This is a genomic window from Aeribacillus sp. FSL K6-2833 (assembly GCF_037965815.1).
Lineage (GTDB): Bacteria > Bacillota > Bacilli > Bacillales > Aeribacillaceae > Aeribacillus > Aeribacillus composti.
This window is the reverse complement of the sequence record NZ_CP150189.1, coordinates 1189022-1204977: the sequence shown is the minus strand read 5'-3', so window position 1 is coordinate 1204977 and position 15956 is coordinate 1189022. Positions and strand designations below refer to the sequence as shown.

Here is a 15956-nt window from a genome sequence, read left to right as displayed (position 1 = left end):
GTCTTATATTTTCGACGAGGTGCGCACATCTTAAACTATATTAAAGGCTATCAACATTAATCAACACGTACAATTTTGACTGTCATATCGCCGCCAGGCGTCTGAACTACAACTTCTTCCCCTACTTGACGGCCGAGCAGGCTTTTAGCCATCGGAGAATCATTGGAAATTTTCCCTTCGAAAGGATCTGCTTCTGCACTTCCGACAATTGTATAAGTTTCTTCTTCTCCATCAGGCAATTCAATAAACGTAACAGATTTTCCAAGTGAAACAGTTGTTTTATTTTCTGTGTCTTCTTCAATAATTTTCGCATTGCGAATCATATTTTCGAGCGTTGTAATGCGTCCTTCTACAAAAGCTTGCTCTTCTTTTGCTGAATCATATTCAGAGTTTTCTGATAGGTCGCCAAATGATCTTGCCACTTTTATTCGTTCTACAACTTCTTTTCGCTTTACCGTTTTTAAATACTCAAGTTCTTGTTCAAGTTTTTCTTTCCCAGCTTTCGTCATAGGAAATACCTTTTCTTCCGCCATAATAGTCCTCCTTTTCTTTATATCCCCCTAATGGTTCCTAAAAAATGAAAGAACTTTTCTGCCGTTCTTTCGACAGAAAAGAATCTTTTATAACATAGTTATAGAAGGAAATATTTATCTATGATATGTTATTACAAAATAATCGGCAGTTCAAGAAACGTTTTGCTTTTTTATAAAAAAATCCAGATTCTTCCCCTATCTTGTCTCTTTTCTCATCATATTATACGGATATAGCGGATGCTCGCACTTGAAGCGGATTATTTGCAAAGGATGTCTTGCTGCATCCAATTCATTTCCGTCTTCATCCCAAATTTTATCGATGACAATGCGAAAATTGTCAATTTGCGGACCGAAAAATTCTACTTCGTCACCGGGTCTGAAATGGTTTCTTTGCTGCAATGTCACCATTTTCGTTTCTGGATTCCAGTCAAGCACAAGCCCGACAAAGTCGTATGCTGTTTTTTTGCTGTGAGTGCCAAATAATTGCTCTTGATAACCAGGCACTCCTTCAAAAAAGGCAGGAGCCGTTTCTCTGTTCGCGCATTTATCCAATTCTTCCAGCCATTCCTGTTTCATGACAAAATGATCGGGATCGGCGCAGTATGCATCAATGACTTTGCGATATACACTGACAACAGTTGCAACATAGTGAATGGATTTCATGCGGCCTTCAATTTTCAAGCTGTCGATCCCCATTTCAATCATTTTCGGAATCGACTCAACCAATTTTAAGTCTTTAGCGCTCATTGCAAATGGCGAGTCTTGCTCATCAAACATAGGCACTTCTTTGCCTTTATAATATTTATATAAATCATAATCCCACCGGCAGGACTGACAGCATCCTCCTCTGTTTGAATCTCGCGCTGTCATATGATTGCTTAATGTGCAGCGGCCTGAATAGGCAATGCACATCGCACCGTGAATAAACGTTTCGATTTCAATATCTACTTTTTCTTTTATTTCTCTAATTTCTTCAGCGCTCGTTTCCCGTGCTAGAACGACCCGCTCCAAACCTTCCTCCTTCCAAAATTGTACAGCTTTCCAATTCGAAAGGGATTGCTGGGTGCTTAAGTGGACTTCCAATTTTGGGGCTACCTTTCTGCACGTTTCAATAATGAGGGGATCTGCGACAATGACCCCTGACACTCCAGCGTCTTCGAGCGCTTTTAAATATTGATCGAGTCCAGGGATGTTTTCATTATGTGCATAAATGTTTGTCGTCACATATATTTTTGCTCCGTACTGATTAGCAAATTGAACTCCTTCTTTAATTTCCTCAATGGAGAAATTATCGGCATTGGAACGCAAGCCGTACTCTTGTCCGCCAATGAAGACGGCGTCAGCACCGTACATGACGGCGATTTTTAATTTCTCCAAATTTCCGGCAGGTGCAAGAAGTTCAGGTTTTTTCGTTATGACCCTTTTGCCGTTGATAATTGTTGAAATTTTATCTTTCACAACCGGCATGCGAACTCCTCCTTTAACGTTTTTTTAATAAACGGTCTCTTTAAAGAAAAATCCTGTATCCAACGGGCGGTTTGGCGGCTGTATTTCCTCAATTTCAGCGTACAGCTTGTCTTTAACATTTTCATATTGCTCTCGATCCTCAGCGCATAAATCGATCGCCTTCCGATACTTTTTCGTCACTTCTACAATATATTCCGGAGTTTTCAGCACGCCATCTATTTTAAAAGAATCAATTCCTGCATCAACCAGTTCCTCCAGCTCGTCAATGATGCAAATATCATTCGGACTCATAATATGGGTTCCATTTTCATCCTCAAAAATTGGATATTTGTTATTTCTCTCTTTATCATGTAAAAACATATTTTTGCCGTATTTATAATTGTGAATTTCCATCGCTTTCCCACGATATTCAAAATAATTGCCGATAAGAGATCTTTTGGACTGAAACATGCACGTCATTCCGTGGACTTGGACTTCTATTTCCACTTCTGCATGCTCTTTCGTTTCAATGACAGCTTCCATGCTTAACTCCCGAGCTAGTACTGCACGCTTGGCGCCTTTCCTTCCCCAATAGTTGCATGCATACCAGTTGGTTGCGGTTGTTTCCGTATTCCAATGGAGCTTCATCTCCGGAGCAACTTCCCTAACAGTCATTAACACAGCTGGATCACCGAATACAATCGCATCTGCCTTCGCATTATGAACAAATTTTACATAATCTGCAAGCTCGTCTACTTTATCATTATGAAAAATTGCATTCATTGCAACGTATACTTTTTTTCCATATTGATGGGCAAGGTCAATCGCATCTAATACATCTTTTCGATGAAATTCCCCTGCAAGCCTTAAGCCATAACGCTGTTCGCCGATGATAAAAGCATCTGCGCCAGCTTTGCAAAGGCTCTCAATATTTTTGACATTTACAGGTGTGACGAGCAGTTCGGGTTTTTTCATTCCCCTTCACCCCTTTTTATACTGAAGGCTAATCCGTCGCCTATCGGAATAATAACGGTATCCCAATCGGGCTGATTCATTAGCCATTCATTATATTCTTTAATTTTCTTCGCTAAAGATTTTAACCTTTTTGATTCTATCATTTCTTCAGCGACTAGTCCTTTAAAAAGAACATTATCCGAAAAAACGACCGCTCTTTTTGACAGCAAAGGTTCATATGCTTGAAAAAAACGTTTATATTGCCCTTTGCTCGCATCGATAAAGAGCGCATCAAACGGACCGTCAAGCTTGACTTCCTGTACGATTTCTAGAGCATCACCGTGATAAATGGTAATTTGATTTTCAAGACCGCAAGCTCGAATATTTTGTTCCGCTAGTTCAAATCGATTAGGATCTATTTCAGTCGTTACAATTTTTGTGTTCGGCAACGCTTTTGCCATCCGAATCGCCGAATAGCCGATCGCCGCCCCAATTTCCAATATTTTGTTCGGCTGATGGAGCTTTAAAATATGAAGCATGACAGACAGCGCCCGCTCTTCCATAATCGGCACCTTCTGCTCTTTTGCATATGCTTCTAATTGAACTAATTTTTCATCTTTGTTAGTAGAAAAATTTGCTAAATATTCCTCAATTTTTTTGTTTGGCAAAATGGACACTCCTAAAAAACTCCCTTAATCAAAGAAGAGTTCTGTTCGAACTCTTCAAGTTTGTTTTTTTAGCTCGATATATTTTAACATAAAAGAAAAAGGAATGCGAATCGCAAACCTTTAATCCTTTTCCGTAATATGCTTAGCTTTTTCTTTGTTATGCTCATCCAGCGTCTTCGTAAATATAACTTCCCCTTCTTTCGTTGCGAGAAAATAAAAATAGTTTGTATCGGCAGGATTTGCTACAGCATCTAGTGACTGCTTGCCAGCATTGGCAATCGGCCCCGGCGGAAGTCCTTTATTTTTATATGTGTTATAGGGAGAATTGACTTCTAAATCTTTATAGTATACGCGCTCCTTATGCTTTCCTAATGAATATAAAACGGTTGGATCTGTCTGGAGAGGCATGTTCTTTTCTAAACGATTGTAAAAAACGCTGGCTATTTTTTCCCTGTCGGCTTTTTCCGTCGCTTCCTCCTCCACTAAAGACGCTAATGTTAAAAATTGATGAGTGGAAAGACTCAGCTCTTTCATTTTGTTTCTATAAGGAACAAGCATTTCATCTGTCTTTTTAATCATTGTTTCAATGATTTCCGACAACGGAGGAGATTCCTCATAAAACGAATAAGTAGCCGGATACAAATATCCTTCCAATGCATATTTTATACGTCCGTTGAAAATGTCATCTGTTATTGTATTAGGATACTTTTTTTGCATTTGTTTGATAAACTTTTGGTTTGTTAATTGGTTCATAATTTCTTTTTTTGAATAGGGAGTATGTTTGGCGATGATGTCAGCAATTTCTGATAGTTGCAATCCTTCCGGGATCGTCAATTTAATAGCTGCTTCTCCCATTAATTCGCCTTTTTTTAAGCGTTCAACGATTTCTTGAATCGTCATCGATTGATTAAATTGATAATTTCCTGCTTGAAACCCTGATTCATTTTTAAATTTCACGTAATATTTAAACACGATCGCACTTTTAATGATGTCATTTTTTTCTAAAATAGAAGCAATTTGCGATACGGAAGATCCAATCGGAATTTGTACCTTTACAGGTTCCTTATTATCCGGATCAACAGGCTTTAATGCAGATCGCACATATAAATACCCGCCGCCAATCACTCCAGCAAATATAACAACAAAGGCAATCAGGACAGTTAACACAGTTTTTCGAACAATTTTCGCTATATGCAGTTTTTCTTGGAGTTTCTTATCCAAAAATTCCTTATTCGAATCCGAATCCGCCATCAATTCATCCTCCTTCCGTCCCGATTATTATACTACATACACGCATTTATTCGTCAAAAATCTCCATTTTTTTATAGGAAGAAATTGTTTTTTTCATTTGGATGTAAATCACCTCAACAAAAAAAGCACCGCAAAACGGTGCTTATTCCTCTTCTAAAAATGTATTTAAAACGGCCTCGATCATTTCCCATTCTTCATCGGTTTCCACAGGCTCCAGCTTCCCGCCTTCACCGTCTTCATTGGGAATGTAGCTTGCTGCATGAATTTCTATTCCATCTTCGTCTTCCTCATCATCGATGCCGATCGGATAATAAAGAACGTAAGATTTGTCAAATTCGTCCGAATTAAACGTAAACAAAATTTCATATAGTTGTTCATTACCGTTTTCATCAATAACGGTAATATGTTTTTCACCTTCCACTTATTTCACCTCAATTTATTGTTGACTGTCCAAATAACTTTGCAAAATAATCACCGCAGCCATTTTATCAATGACTTGCCGTCTTTTTCGCCGGCTTACATCCGCCTCAATGAGAAATCTTTCGGCTTCCATCGTCGAAAGGCGCTCATCCCATAAAATGACCGGAAGCTGAAACTGCTCTTTCAAAAGCGCGGCAAAGCGCTCGCTTGCTTCTCCCCTTGGTCCAACGGTGCCGTTCATATTTTTCGGATACCCGACTACTATTTTTTCTACCTCGTATTTCTTTATCAGTTCAGAGAGTCTTTGAATCCCGAACTCGCCTTCATCTTCATTTATGCTGATCGTTTCCACACCTTGAGCAGTCCATCCCAGCTCATCGCTTACCGCAACTCCTAATGTTTTTGAACCTAAGTCTAACCCAATGATTCGCATTTTATTCCTCACGGTTGTTTTTCAAATAAAATTTTACAAGCTCTTCAATTAATTCATCTCGTTCAATTTTTCTAATCAGATTGCGTGCGCCGTTATGTCTAGGAATGTAAGCAGGATCTCCGGACAACAAATAGCCGACGATTTGATTGATCGGATTATAACCCTTTTCTTCCAGTGCATTGTATACGGCACTTAGAACTTCCTTGACATTTGTCTCAACAGGTTCTTCTGAAAAATTAAACTTCATCGTTTTATCGAAGGAACTCAATTTTTGCACCTCTTTCCTAGACTAAAAAGCGAATCTGCTTGTCTACATCCATTTTACACTATGACTGGAATTTATGAAACGGATTTCACCCAGTCTTCGACAAAACGAAGAGCTTCAGCTAACCGTTCAGGATTTTTTCCTCCCGCTTGAGCCATGTCAGGTCTTCCGCCGCCTCCTCCTCCACAGCGGCTTGCAATTTCCTTAATTAATTTTCCAGCATGGAACCCTTTGTCAACTAAGTCTTTTGTGATGCCGGCTGCTAAATTTACTTTTCCGTCTGATACCGTTGCTAGCACAACAATTGCCGAGCCGAGCTTTTGCTTCAGTTCATCGACCATGCCGCGCAATCTGTTCATATCTTTCACTTGAACTTTTTCCGCAAGAACTGTTACACCGTTGATCGTTACCGCTTTTTCAGCGATGTTCTCCGCTTCCAGATTGCTAAGCTTCATCGTAAGAGATTCATTTTCCCGCTGTAGTTCTTTTATTTCTTGCTGCAGACTGTCAATTCTCTCCGGCAGATTTTTTACATTCGCTTTCAGTTTTGCCCCAATTTCCTTTAACAATAAATATTGTTCATTCATAAACCGGTACGCTTCTTTTCCTGTCACCGCTTCAATTCGGCGGGTTCCTGCACCAATTCCAGTTTCGGAAACAATCTTAAACAGTCCGATTTCCGCTGTATTTGTTACATGGCATCCGCCGCAAAGCTCAAGCGAATAATCGCCTACTTGAACAACGCGAACAATTTTCCCGTATTTTTCTCCAAATAAAGCCATCGCGCCCATCGCTTTCGCTTCGTCAAGAGGCATGTGCTCGATAGAGACTGGAATGCTTTCCCAAATTTTTTCATTTACAATTCGTTCAATTTCTTCCAGCTCTTCTGTTAAAACTTGTCCAAAATGTGAAAAGTCAAAACGGAGACGGTCGGAAGCAACAAGCGATCCAGCTTGGTTGACATGTACGCCCAGCACGTCCTTCAGCGCTTGGTGCAGCAAATGTGTCGCTGTATGATTTTTCACGATTGATTTTCTAGACTCTGCACAAACGGAAGCGTAAACTGCTGCTCCTTTTGTCAAAACGCCTTTTTCGATGACAGCCCGGTGCAAGTGTTGGCCGTTCGGCGCTTTTTGCACATCTTTTACGTTTAAGACCACATCATCATTTTTGATGATTCCTTTGTCTGCAATTTGACCTCCGCTTTCAGCATAAAAAGGCGTCTCGTCCAATATAATTTGGACCTCTTCCCCGCTCTCGGCTTGATCGACTAATTCCCCATCTTTTATGATCACAAGCACCCGTGCATTTGCTTCTAGGGTATTGTAGCCGACAAATTTGCTTTCCTCTTTTAATTCCACAAGAATTCCGCTTTGCACTTGCATCGAGTCGACATCCTGTCTGGCTTTTCTTGCACGTTCTTTTTGATGCTCCATTTCTCGTTCAAAGCCTTCATAATCCAGCTCCATGCCTTCATCTTGTGCGTATTCCTCCGTCAATTCCACTGGAAAACCGTATGTGTCGTAAAGCCGAAACACATCTTCGCCTGGAATTATTCGGCTACCCTGTTCTTTCTGCTTTTTGATTACATCCGCTAAAATAGCAAGCCCTTCATGGAGAGTCTCATGGAAACGCTCTTCCTCATTTTTAATTACCCTTTGAACAAAGGATGCTTTTTCTTTTACTTCCGGATAGTAATCGTTCATAATTTCCGCTACAACCGGAACTAATTCATACATAAACGGGCGGTCTATGTTGATCGTTTTTGCATACCGAACCGCTCTGCGGATAAGACGGCGAAGTACATACCCTCTTCCTTCATTAGAAGGTAGCGCGCCGTCTGCAACAGCAAATGTAACCGTGCGGATATGGTCGGCAATCACTTTAAAAGCGACATCTTTCTCTTTGTCGGTTCGATAAGCTTCCCCCGAAATCTTTTCGGTAGCTTGAATGATCGGTAAAAAGAGATCTGTGTCAAAGTTGGTCGGCGCATTTTGAATGACAGAAACCATTCGCTCTAAGCCCATGCCTGTATCAATATTCTTTTTTGGAAGCGGAGTGTAAGTTCCATCAGGATTATGATTAAATTGAGAAAAAACAAGATTCCAAACTTCCAAATAGCGTTCGTTTTCACCGCCGGGATAAAGTTCCGGATCATTTGGATCGTTTCCAAATTCTTCTCCACGATCATAAAATATTTCAGTATTTGGTCCGCTTGGCCCTTCACCAATATCCCAAAAATTTCCTTCCAAACGGATAATTCGTTCTTCCGGCAACCCGATTTTATTTTTCCAAATGTCATACGCCTCTTCATCTTCCGGATGAATAGTAACTGATAATCTATTTGGGTCGAAGCCAATCCATTTTTCGCTTGTTAAAAATTCCCATGCCCATTCAATCGCTTCTTCTTTAAAATAGTCGCCGATTGAGAAATTTCCGAGCATTTCGAAAAATGTATGATGGCGCGCTGTTTTTCCGACATTTTCAATATCGTTTGTTCGGATTGATTTTTGTGCGTTAGTAATTCTCGGATTTTCAGGAACAACCCTTCCGTCAAAATATTTTTTCAATGTTGCGACACCGCTGTTGATCCACAATAGTGACGGATCATCAACCGGAATTAAAGAAGCGCTCGGTTCAACCGAATGTCCTTTTTCCTTAAAAAAATCTAAAAACATTTGACGAACTTGTGCTGAAGTGAGCTTTTTCATGGCATTCCTCCTAAAATGTCTTCATTTTTCTCGCAAAATAAAAACTCTCGCCTATGTAAATGCTCTGATTTACACAGGGACGAGAGTTACTCGCGGTACCACCCTGATTATGAGCCAATTGCTCATCACCTTCATTTGCCGTAACGTGGCAATTTCGTCAGGTTTTGCCTGCACTCAGAATTAGCGTTCTGTTGCCCTTCATCTAGAGCTTCTTTCAGCCTCGGAAGCCCCTCTCTTTTAAGATGGACTGCAACATACTCGATTCGTCATCGCTTTCATGCACTTATTCCATGTCTATCACGAATTATAGACAAGGAAAAATCGCTTGTCAATGCGCTTTCCTCAGACGGATGATATGCAGCAATATCTCTTTCAGAACAGTGATAAAAGGCACAGCTAAAATTAAACCGATCACTCCGCCGATTTCTCCGCCCGCCAAGAGCGCCATAATAATCACCATCGGATGCATATGCAGGCTTTTCCCAACGATGAAAGGGCCAAGAATATTACTTTCAATAAATTGCAGCCCAAAAATGATGAAAAGCACTACAATTATTTTGTTAATGGAGAGCGTTGCAGCGACCATCAAAGCAGGAACCGCCCCGATAAATGGACCGAAATAAGGAATAATATTGGTCATTCCGATAATCGTCCCTAAAATTAACGGATATTTAATTTTAAACAGCCAAAACAAAATCGAAGCCGCCAGCCCGATCAGAAAACAAACAAATAGTTGCCCCCGCAAATAACTTCCGAGCGACTCATCGACGTTTTCTAAAAAACGTCTCCCTTCACGTCTCCATTTCTTCGGGGTGAAGTACCAAATGGCCTTTTTCATTTTCTCATAATCTTTCAACATATAAAAAACGAGAAAGGGAATGACACCAATAATAACAGCATAATCAATAATTGACTTCATGCTTGAAAGCATCCGTTCAAGAAAGGCAGCGACGGATGTTTCCATTCCAGCAATAAAAGATTCAATTCGATGATGAATTTCTCCAGGTAAATTGGTTGTTCCGTCATGAATTTTATCCGTCCAGCTTTGGTAATATTTTGTAAACATAGGGATATTTTCGGAAAGGTCTTTCATTTGTTCAACAAAAATTGGGACACCTTTATAAAAGCTAAAACCGACTCCTCCGAAAAAAATAAAATAGATGATGAGAATCGAACATGTTCTTGGAACACCTGAACGGTAAAGTTTTTCCACTACGGGATGAAGCAAGTAGGTAATGAAGACGGAAAGCATAAAAGGAATTAAAACAGCTTTTAACATTTTGAAAATAGGAAACCAAATGACTTTTAGCTGAAGAACCATATATACAAACAATGATAAAATGAGAAAAAAAATGATTCGGAAAAGCCATTTCCGCTCTCGCTCATTCATCCCGCATCCCTCCTCTTTTTATTTTGAGGAATGCTCACGAAAATATGCATGAAGGCGCCCATTTTAGGCGCCTCAAATCGCACGATCTTCTTCAGGAAACAAGTCATCTAAAGAACTTAGTGTTCCGTCTTCTTCTACTTGATGTGTGTGAATAATACCTTTTGTAACGGTAAGCTCAATAAAACAATGCCAACAATAATACTGATTGACTCCGATTTTTCCAATATCTTTGCTTTTACAATTCGGACATGTTAACAAACAGGGACACCTTCTTTATTCATTTATTTAATTATTTATTAATCCGGTATATTCTCGCTATGCACACTACTATTTGTTACCATTTTCCAAAAAATTATACGTCTCTATAAAGCATGCTTTTTTATGCTTAAACAATTTGTCCCCTGTTTGTAGCATCATCTGTCAATCGTTATCGATCTTATGGAAAGGAACAAATTTATTATCCTTCGCCCTCTTCCATAAAATCATATGGAGTGATGTTCTCCATCCCAATGTTGGCATCTTCTAGTGGAAAAGGAAGCTCCTCTTTCAGCTCGGCAAGTTCAGACGTTTTCAGCCTCTCTTTTAAGGTTGTCTGCCTCATCGACTCCTGATTGTTGTATACTCCCATTTTTAACGCTTCCCATTCTCCGCACATAATTAAAAATTGCTTGCTCCTTGTAACCGCTGTATAAATCAAATTTCTTCTCAACATCCGAAAGTAGCCTTTTACTACCGGCAAAATGACAATCGGAAATTCGCTTCCCTGCGCTTTATGGATGGAGCAGCAGTAAGCATGAGTAAACTGATTAAAATCTTGCTTCGTATAGGTTACTTCGATACCGTCGTAAGAAATGACCACCATATCTTCTTTTTCGACATTTTCTTTTGCGTAAAAAATAGAAACAATCTCCCCAATATCGCCATTAAACACGTTTTGATCAGGCTGATTGACGAGCTGCAGCACTTTGTCCCCAATTCGGTAAATAACGTTGCCATGCTTGATCTCTCTTTTTTCTTTTGAAGGGGGGTTTAACATTTCCTGAAGCATTTCATTCAACTGATCAATGCCGGCAATCCCTCTGTACATCGGTGCCAACACCTGTATATCCTTCGCAGAATATCCTTTTTTCAAAGCGTTCTCAATTACTCTCGTTATAACTTCTTTTATTTGTGATGTTGTACAAGGAATAAACGATCTGTCTTGTGTCGTTTGCAAAAGGTTCGCTGGAAGAGTTCCTTGGCGGATTGAATGGGCCAAATCAATAATTGTAGATCCTTCTGCTTGTCTATAAATATCTGTCAGCGTAACAACTGGGATTCGTCCGGATTGAATCAAATCGCGAAGCACTTGGCCGGGTCCAACGGACGGAAGCTGGTGTTCGTCTCCAACAAGAACAATTTGTATGTCCGAAGGAAGCGATTTAAACAATTGATGCATGAGCCAAATATCAACCATTGATACTTCATCAACAATCAGAAGCTTTCCAGAAATCGGATGATCCTCATTGTGTTCAAATCCTTCTGAACCATTCCATCCTAAAAGGCGGTGGATTGTGACGGCAGGAAGACCGGTTGCTTCTGCCATTCTTTTTGCAGCTCGTCCAGTAGGTGCCACCAGTACAATGGGAAACGGCTCTTCCTTCTTTTGATATTCTTTTGGGTTCAATGAAAGGCCGTGGAGGTTCGCATAAATTTCAACGATGCCTTTGATAACGGTTGTTTTTCCCGTTCCAGGCCCGCCGGTCAGCAAAAGAATCGGCGAATGAATAGCCCGCTGAATGGCTTCTTTTTGAGAGGGGGCATACTGAACATTCATTTTTTCTTCCAGTTTTCCTAACTCCAGCAAAAATTCTGATTCAGGAAACATATCTTGAAATTGGTTTTGGGTTAAAATTTCTTCAATGTTATTGGCAAGTCCCACTTCAGCATAGTAAAGAGAGGGTAAATAAATTCGATCTTCCTCGACGATAATTTTTCGATCTTCTTCCAATTCAAGAATGATTCTTTCAATATCCTGATCAGATATGTCTTCTCCATTTTGGGTGAGCAATTTTTTCGCTTTTTCCATCAGCTGAACTTTTGTAACATATACATGTCCTTCTTTTACAGCATCTTGTTCAATAGTGAACAAACAAGCCGCCTTCAGCCGGTCGGGATGATTGCCGGAGATCCCAAGCTCTCTCCCAATTTCATCCGCTCGAATAAAGCCGATCCCTTCAATATCTTCCACCAATTGATATGGGTTTTTTTGAATGATTTTAAGCGTATCCTCCCGATACAGCTGATAAATTTTCATCCCAAGTGCAGGCCCAATGCCAAGCTGATTTAATCCGATTAAAACCCCTTCTAAACCTTGATGTTCCTTCAGTGTTTCAGCCAGTATTTTGGCTTTTTCCTTTGAAAGCTTCTTCACTCTTTTTAATGAATCGGGATCCTCCAAAATAATCGAAATCGCATGTTCGCCCAGTTCATTCACGATCGCTTCCGCTGTTTTTTTGCCGATTCCTTTAAAAAGCCCGCTTGATAAATATTGAATAACTCCTTCTTTCGTAGTTGGAAGCTCCTTTTGAAAACGATCAGCATGAAATTGTACGCCGAATTTTGGATGGTATTTTTTCGCGCCAAAAAACGTATAGCTGTCATGTAATTGGAGAAGAGGAAAAAAACCCGTCACGGTCACTTGATCTTGCTCAAACTGTTCATTCGTCTCTTCAATTTTCACTTTAATAACAGTATAAAAATTTTGCTCATTCTGGAACACAATATGTTTAATGACTCCGCGAACAAAAGGAGTACTTTCCTCATGAAACAAACTCTCCTGTTGACCGCCCATCCTCTTTCCTCCTAATTTCGTTTAAATCATTTCTTCTAACAGCCTTTTCCCGTTGCCCGCAAGCAAATGATCCGGTTGAATGGAAAGCGCCATATCAAACATTTTTAAAGCTTCTTCTCTATTTTCTTCAAATGCGTACGCAACACCTAAATTATAATAAGCATCTGCGTGATGTTGATCGAGGTCGATCGTTTTTTCAAACTCATTTTTTGCTTCTTGAATGTGGCCTGCTTGTGCTAAACATAAACCATATTGAAAGTGAGCGCTGGCGTCTTGTTCATCCAGCTCAACCGCCCGCAAAAAATATGGAAGTGCAAGACGGGGCTGTTCAAGCTGGTAAAGAGACATTCCAAGCATAAAATAGACATCTTTATGAGCAAGCCCATACTTTTCCGCCTGATCAAAAAATGTTTTCGCTTTGTGATAATCTCCCGCATTATAATGAACGGTTCCAATGCCGTAATACGCAGTAGCCGTCCCTTTATCAATCTCAATCGCCTTTTCATAAAATTTCAATGCTCTTTCTGTATCACCTGAAGAGGCAAGCAAATTCCCAAAATTTACGTATAACACAGGGTCGTTCGGATTTTCTTCCAATGCTTCTGCAAAATATTTCGCTGCTTCTTCCCATTTCCCTTCTTTTATTGCTTCTAAAGCCAGTTGATTTTTATGCATCCATTTCATCCTTTCACATCCATAGGCAAAGAGGCTGCTGCCAAGTTAACAAATCTCATTCCGATCAGTACAGCTTATCTCTTTAACCGACATACCACAGTTTTTCACCGTTGCGAAATACTTTATCGATAATGCCGCCTCCCAGACATTCCTCTCCATTATAAAAAACGACAGCTTGTCCTGGTGTAACGGCACGGACCGGCTGTTCAAACGAAACTTGTGCAGTTTGATCACCGATCATTTTCACTTTTACCGGCTGATCAGGCTGGCGGTAGCGAAATTTTGCGGTGCAAACAAGCTCATCTGTTGGTTTTACACCGGTTATCCAGTTTACATTTGTTGCAATAATGGAGTCTGAGTATAAATGTTCATTATGAAATCCTTGTTCAACATATAAAATATTATTTTTCAAATTTTTTCCAACCACAAACCAAGGATCGCCATTTCCTCCTATTCCGAGTCCATGGCGTTGACCGATCGTATAATACATAAGCCCGTCATGCTTCCCTTTTACCTCACCAGACAACGTCTCCATTTTGCCGGGTTGAGCAGGTAAATACTGGCTTAAAAATTCTTTAAAGTTCCGCTCGCCAATAAAGCAGATGCCTGTTGAATCTTTTTTCTTTGCTGTTGCCAAGTTTGCTTTTTCCGCAATTTCTCTAACTTCTTTTTTTTCAAGATGCCCGATGGGGAACATGACCTTTGACAGTTGCTTCTGATTCAGCTGATTCAAAAAATACGTTTGATCTTTGTTTGGATCCTTTCCTCTGAGCAATTTGTACACACCATCGCGGTATTTTACCCGTGCATAATGGCCTGTTGCGATATAGTCCGCGCCTAAGTCAGCCGCATGCTCCAAAAAAGCTTTAAATTTAATTTCTTTATTGCACATGACATCGGGATTTGGCGTTCTTCCAGCTTTATATTCCTCTAAAAAGTAAGTGAACACTTTATCCCAATACTCTTTTTCGAAATTCACTGCATAATAAGGAATCCCAAGCTGATTGCATACACGGATTACATCATCATAATCTTGCGTTGCCGTACATACGCCGTTTTCATCCGTATCATCCCAATTTTTCATAAAGACCCCGATGACTTCGTACCCTTGTTCTTTTAGGAGCAAAGCAGTTACAGATGAATCTACTCCGCCAGACATCCCGACTACGACTCTTGTTTCATGCGGCGCCTTTTCCATCTCTCTCACCTCTTTCTATTTTGACGTTAACCTTTTAACAATCTCGGCTGTTTTTTTGGCAGCCGATTCAATTTGTGCCTCCGTATTTCCTAAGCCGAAGCTGAATCGAACCGATGAAGTTATTTCTTTTGAATTTTTGCCAAACATTGAAACGAGCACATGCGACGGTTCAACTGATCCTGCTGTACAAGCTGAGCCGCTTGATGCCGCAATTCCCGCCAAATCGAGGTTGACAAGAAGCGATTCAACATTTGTTCCCGGAAAGAAAACGTTTAATATATGAGGCAGGCTGTTGTCAATCGAGCCGTTCACAGCGAAGGAAATGCCCTCTTGTTCAAACACATCGATCATGATTTGTTTAAAATGCACATATTGCTCTGTTTTTTCCTTTCTTGTTTGTTCTGCAATTTTTGCGCTTTCTGCAAACCCGATAATCGCTGGAACATTTTCCGTTCCGGCTCTTCTCTTCAATTCCTGCTCACCGCCATGCATGCGCGGAGTGAATTTCACCCCAGCTTTTGCATATAAAAAACCGATCCCTTTCGGCCCATTTATTTTATGACCGGAAACCGACAGCAGATCGACATTCAGCTCGCGAACATCAATTGGAACGAGTCCGTATGCTTGAACTGCATCGGTATGAAAATACGCTTGATGGTTTTGTAATAATCTTCCTATTTCTGAAATAGGCTGTAAGGCACCTACTTCATTATTTCCATACATGACTGTGACAAGAATCGTTTCATCTTTTAAAGCTTTTTTAAGATCCTCGACAGAAATAACTCCCGATTGATTGACAGGCAAATACGTAACGTGAAATCCGTTTTTTTCTAGATAGCGGCAAGATTGGAGGACAGCCGGATGCTCAATTTCTGTTGTGATAATATGGTTTCCTTTTTCTTTATTAGCAAGCGCTGTTCCAATCACCGCTAAATTATCTGCTTCTGTTCCTCCGCTTGTAAATATGATTTCTTTTGGGTCGGCATGAATACTTTTGGCAAGGAGCTCTCGAGCCTCATCCACTTCTCGTCTGCTTTCTCTGCCAAAAGAATGGATGCTAGACGGATTGCCGAAATAATCCTTCATAAAGGTTGTCATTTTATCCAAAACTGCGGGATGGACTGGCGATGTTGCCGCATGATCCAAATATATCCGTTCCAAAGTTAATTCCTCCCGACT

15 protein-coding genes and 1 other annotated feature are annotated in these 15956 nt (G+C 40.2%); all 15 genes read right to left on the bottom strand.

The genetic code is table 11. The features are described from left to right. Nucleotides 1–56: 56 nt before the first annotated feature. Nucleotides 57–533, bottom strand: a complete 477-nt coding sequence (gene greA, locus NSQ94_RS05945; protein ID WP_063388001.1) for a transcription elongation factor GreA — start codon at nucleotides 531–533, stop codon at nucleotides 57–59. A 195-nt stretch (nucleotides 534–728) separates the two neighbouring features. Continuing rightward, a complete protein-coding gene (locus NSQ94_RS05940) occupies nucleotides 729–2000 on the bottom strand; it encodes a U32 family peptidase (protein WP_339230372.1) in 1272 nt (423 codons plus the stop codon). Nucleotides 2001–2024: 24 nt separating this feature from the next. Beyond that, nucleotides 2025–2954: a peptidase U32 family protein gene (locus NSQ94_RS05935; protein WP_063387999.1), complete on the bottom strand. Its 930-nt coding sequence runs from the start codon at nucleotides 2952–2954 to the stop codon at nucleotides 2025–2027. Then, nucleotides 2951–3601, bottom strand: coding sequence for an O-methyltransferase (locus tag NSQ94_RS05930; protein WP_339196900.1), 651 nt, complete (start codon nucleotides 3599–3601; stop codon nucleotides 2951–2953). The genes NSQ94_RS05935 and NSQ94_RS05930 overlap by 4 nt, the downstream gene beginning before the upstream one ends. A 120-nt stretch (nucleotides 3602–3721) precedes the next feature. Next, on the bottom strand, nucleotides 3722–4852 hold the full coding sequence (mltG, locus tag NSQ94_RS05925; protein ID WP_144596735.1) for an endolytic transglycosylase MltG: 1131 nt from the start codon (nucleotides 4850–4852) through the stop codon (nucleotides 3722–3724). A gap of 142 nt (nucleotides 4853–4994) precedes the next feature. Next, the gene (locus tag NSQ94_RS05920) at nucleotides 4995–5273 is read right to left on the bottom strand and encodes a DUF1292 domain-containing protein (RefSeq protein ID WP_063387996.1); all 279 of its coding nucleotides are present in this window, start codon (nucleotides 5271–5273) and stop codon (nucleotides 4995–4997) included. Between the two features lie 15 nt (nucleotides 5274–5288). Beyond that, nucleotides 5289–5705, bottom strand: coding sequence for a Holliday junction resolvase RuvX (gene ruvX, locus NSQ94_RS05915; protein WP_063387995.1), 417 nt, complete (start codon nucleotides 5703–5705; stop codon nucleotides 5289–5291). A gap of 1 nt (nucleotide 5706) precedes the next feature. Continuing rightward, nucleotides 5707–5973 (bottom strand): IreB family regulatory phosphoprotein, encoded by a 267-nt coding sequence (locus NSQ94_RS05910; RefSeq protein WP_063387994.1) that lies wholly within the window; start codon nucleotides 5971–5973, stop codon nucleotides 5707–5709. Nucleotides 5974–6044: 71 nt separating this feature from the next. Beyond that, nucleotides 6045–8681 (bottom strand): alanine--tRNA ligase, encoded by a 2637-nt coding sequence (alaS, locus tag NSQ94_RS05905; RefSeq protein WP_339210152.1) that lies wholly within the window; start codon nucleotides 8679–8681, stop codon nucleotides 6045–6047. Nucleotides 8682–8753: 72 nt separating this feature from the next. Continuing rightward, nucleotides 8754–8960, bottom strand: a binding site (T-box leader). A 49-nt stretch (nucleotides 8961–9009) separates the two neighbouring features. Then, complete coding sequence (locus NSQ94_RS05900; protein ID WP_339230370.1) at nucleotides 9010–10071, bottom strand: AI-2E family transporter; 1062 nt, start codon at nucleotides 10069–10071, stop codon at nucleotides 9010–9012. 72 nt (nucleotides 10072–10143) lie between these two features. Then, complete coding sequence (locus NSQ94_RS05895; protein ID WP_094246265.1) at nucleotides 10144–10329, bottom strand: hypothetical protein; 186 nt, start codon at nucleotides 10327–10329, stop codon at nucleotides 10144–10146. Between the two features lie 199 nt (nucleotides 10330–10528). Further along, the gene (locus tag NSQ94_RS05890) at nucleotides 10529–12904 is read right to left on the bottom strand and encodes an ATP-dependent RecD-like DNA helicase (protein WP_339230368.1); all 2376 of its coding nucleotides are present in this window, start codon (nucleotides 12902–12904) and stop codon (nucleotides 10529–10531) included. 21 nt (nucleotides 12905–12925) lie between these two features. Next, nucleotides 12926–13579, bottom strand: a complete 654-nt coding sequence (locus tag NSQ94_RS05885; protein WP_339230366.1) for a tetratricopeptide repeat protein — start codon at nucleotides 13577–13579, stop codon at nucleotides 12926–12928. Nucleotides 13580–13661: 82 nt separating this feature from the next. Continuing rightward, nucleotides 13662–14777, bottom strand: coding sequence for a tRNA 2-thiouridine(34) synthase MnmA (mnmA, locus tag NSQ94_RS05880; protein WP_339230364.1), 1116 nt, complete (start codon nucleotides 14775–14777; stop codon nucleotides 13662–13664). A gap of 15 nt (nucleotides 14778–14792) precedes the next feature. Then, nucleotides 14793–15938: a cysteine desulfurase family protein gene (locus NSQ94_RS05875; protein WP_339230362.1), complete on the bottom strand. Its 1146-nt coding sequence runs from the start codon at nucleotides 15936–15938 to the stop codon at nucleotides 14793–14795. Nucleotides 15939–15956 lie beyond the last annotated feature (18 nt).

Excerpts from the sequence above, each read along its gene's own strand:
- NSQ94_RS05885 (WP_339230366.1), bottom strand. The coding sequence starts at position 13,579 with ATGCATAAAAATCAACTGGCTTTAGAAGCAATAAAAGAAGGGAAATGG.
- NSQ94_RS05890 (WP_339230368.1), bottom strand. The coding sequence starts at position 12,904 with ATGGGCGGTCAACAGGAGAGTTTGTTTCATGAGGAAAGTACTCCTTTT.
- NSQ94_RS05900 (WP_339230370.1), bottom strand. The coding sequence starts at position 10,071 with ATGAATGAGCGAGAGCGGAAATGGCTTTTCCGAATCATTTTTTTTCTC.
- greA (WP_063388001.1), bottom strand. The coding sequence starts at position 533 with ATGGCGGAAGAAAAGGTATTTCCTATGACGAAAGCTGGGAAAGAAAAA.
- NSQ94_RS05935 (WP_063387999.1), bottom strand. The coding sequence starts at position 2,954 with ATGAAAAAACCCGAACTGCTCGTCACACCTGTAAATGTCAAAAATATT.
- NSQ94_RS05940 (WP_339230372.1), bottom strand. The coding sequence starts at position 2,000 with ATGCCGGTTGTGAAAGATAAAATTTCAACAATTATCAACGGCAAAAGG.
- ruvX (WP_063387995.1), bottom strand. The coding sequence starts at position 5,705 with ATGCGAATCATTGGGTTAGACTTAGGTTCAAAAACATTAGGAGTTGCG.
- mltG (WP_144596735.1), bottom strand. The coding sequence starts at position 4,852 with ATGGCGGATTCGGATTCGAATAAGGAATTTTTGGATAAGAAACTCCAA.
- alaS (WP_339210152.1), bottom strand. The coding sequence starts at position 8,681 with ATGAAAAAGCTCACTTCAGCACAAGTTCGTCAAATGTTTTTAGATTTT.
- mnmA (WP_339230364.1), bottom strand. The coding sequence starts at position 14,777 with ATGGAAAAGGCGCCGCATGAAACAAGAGTCGTAGTCGGGATGTCTGGC.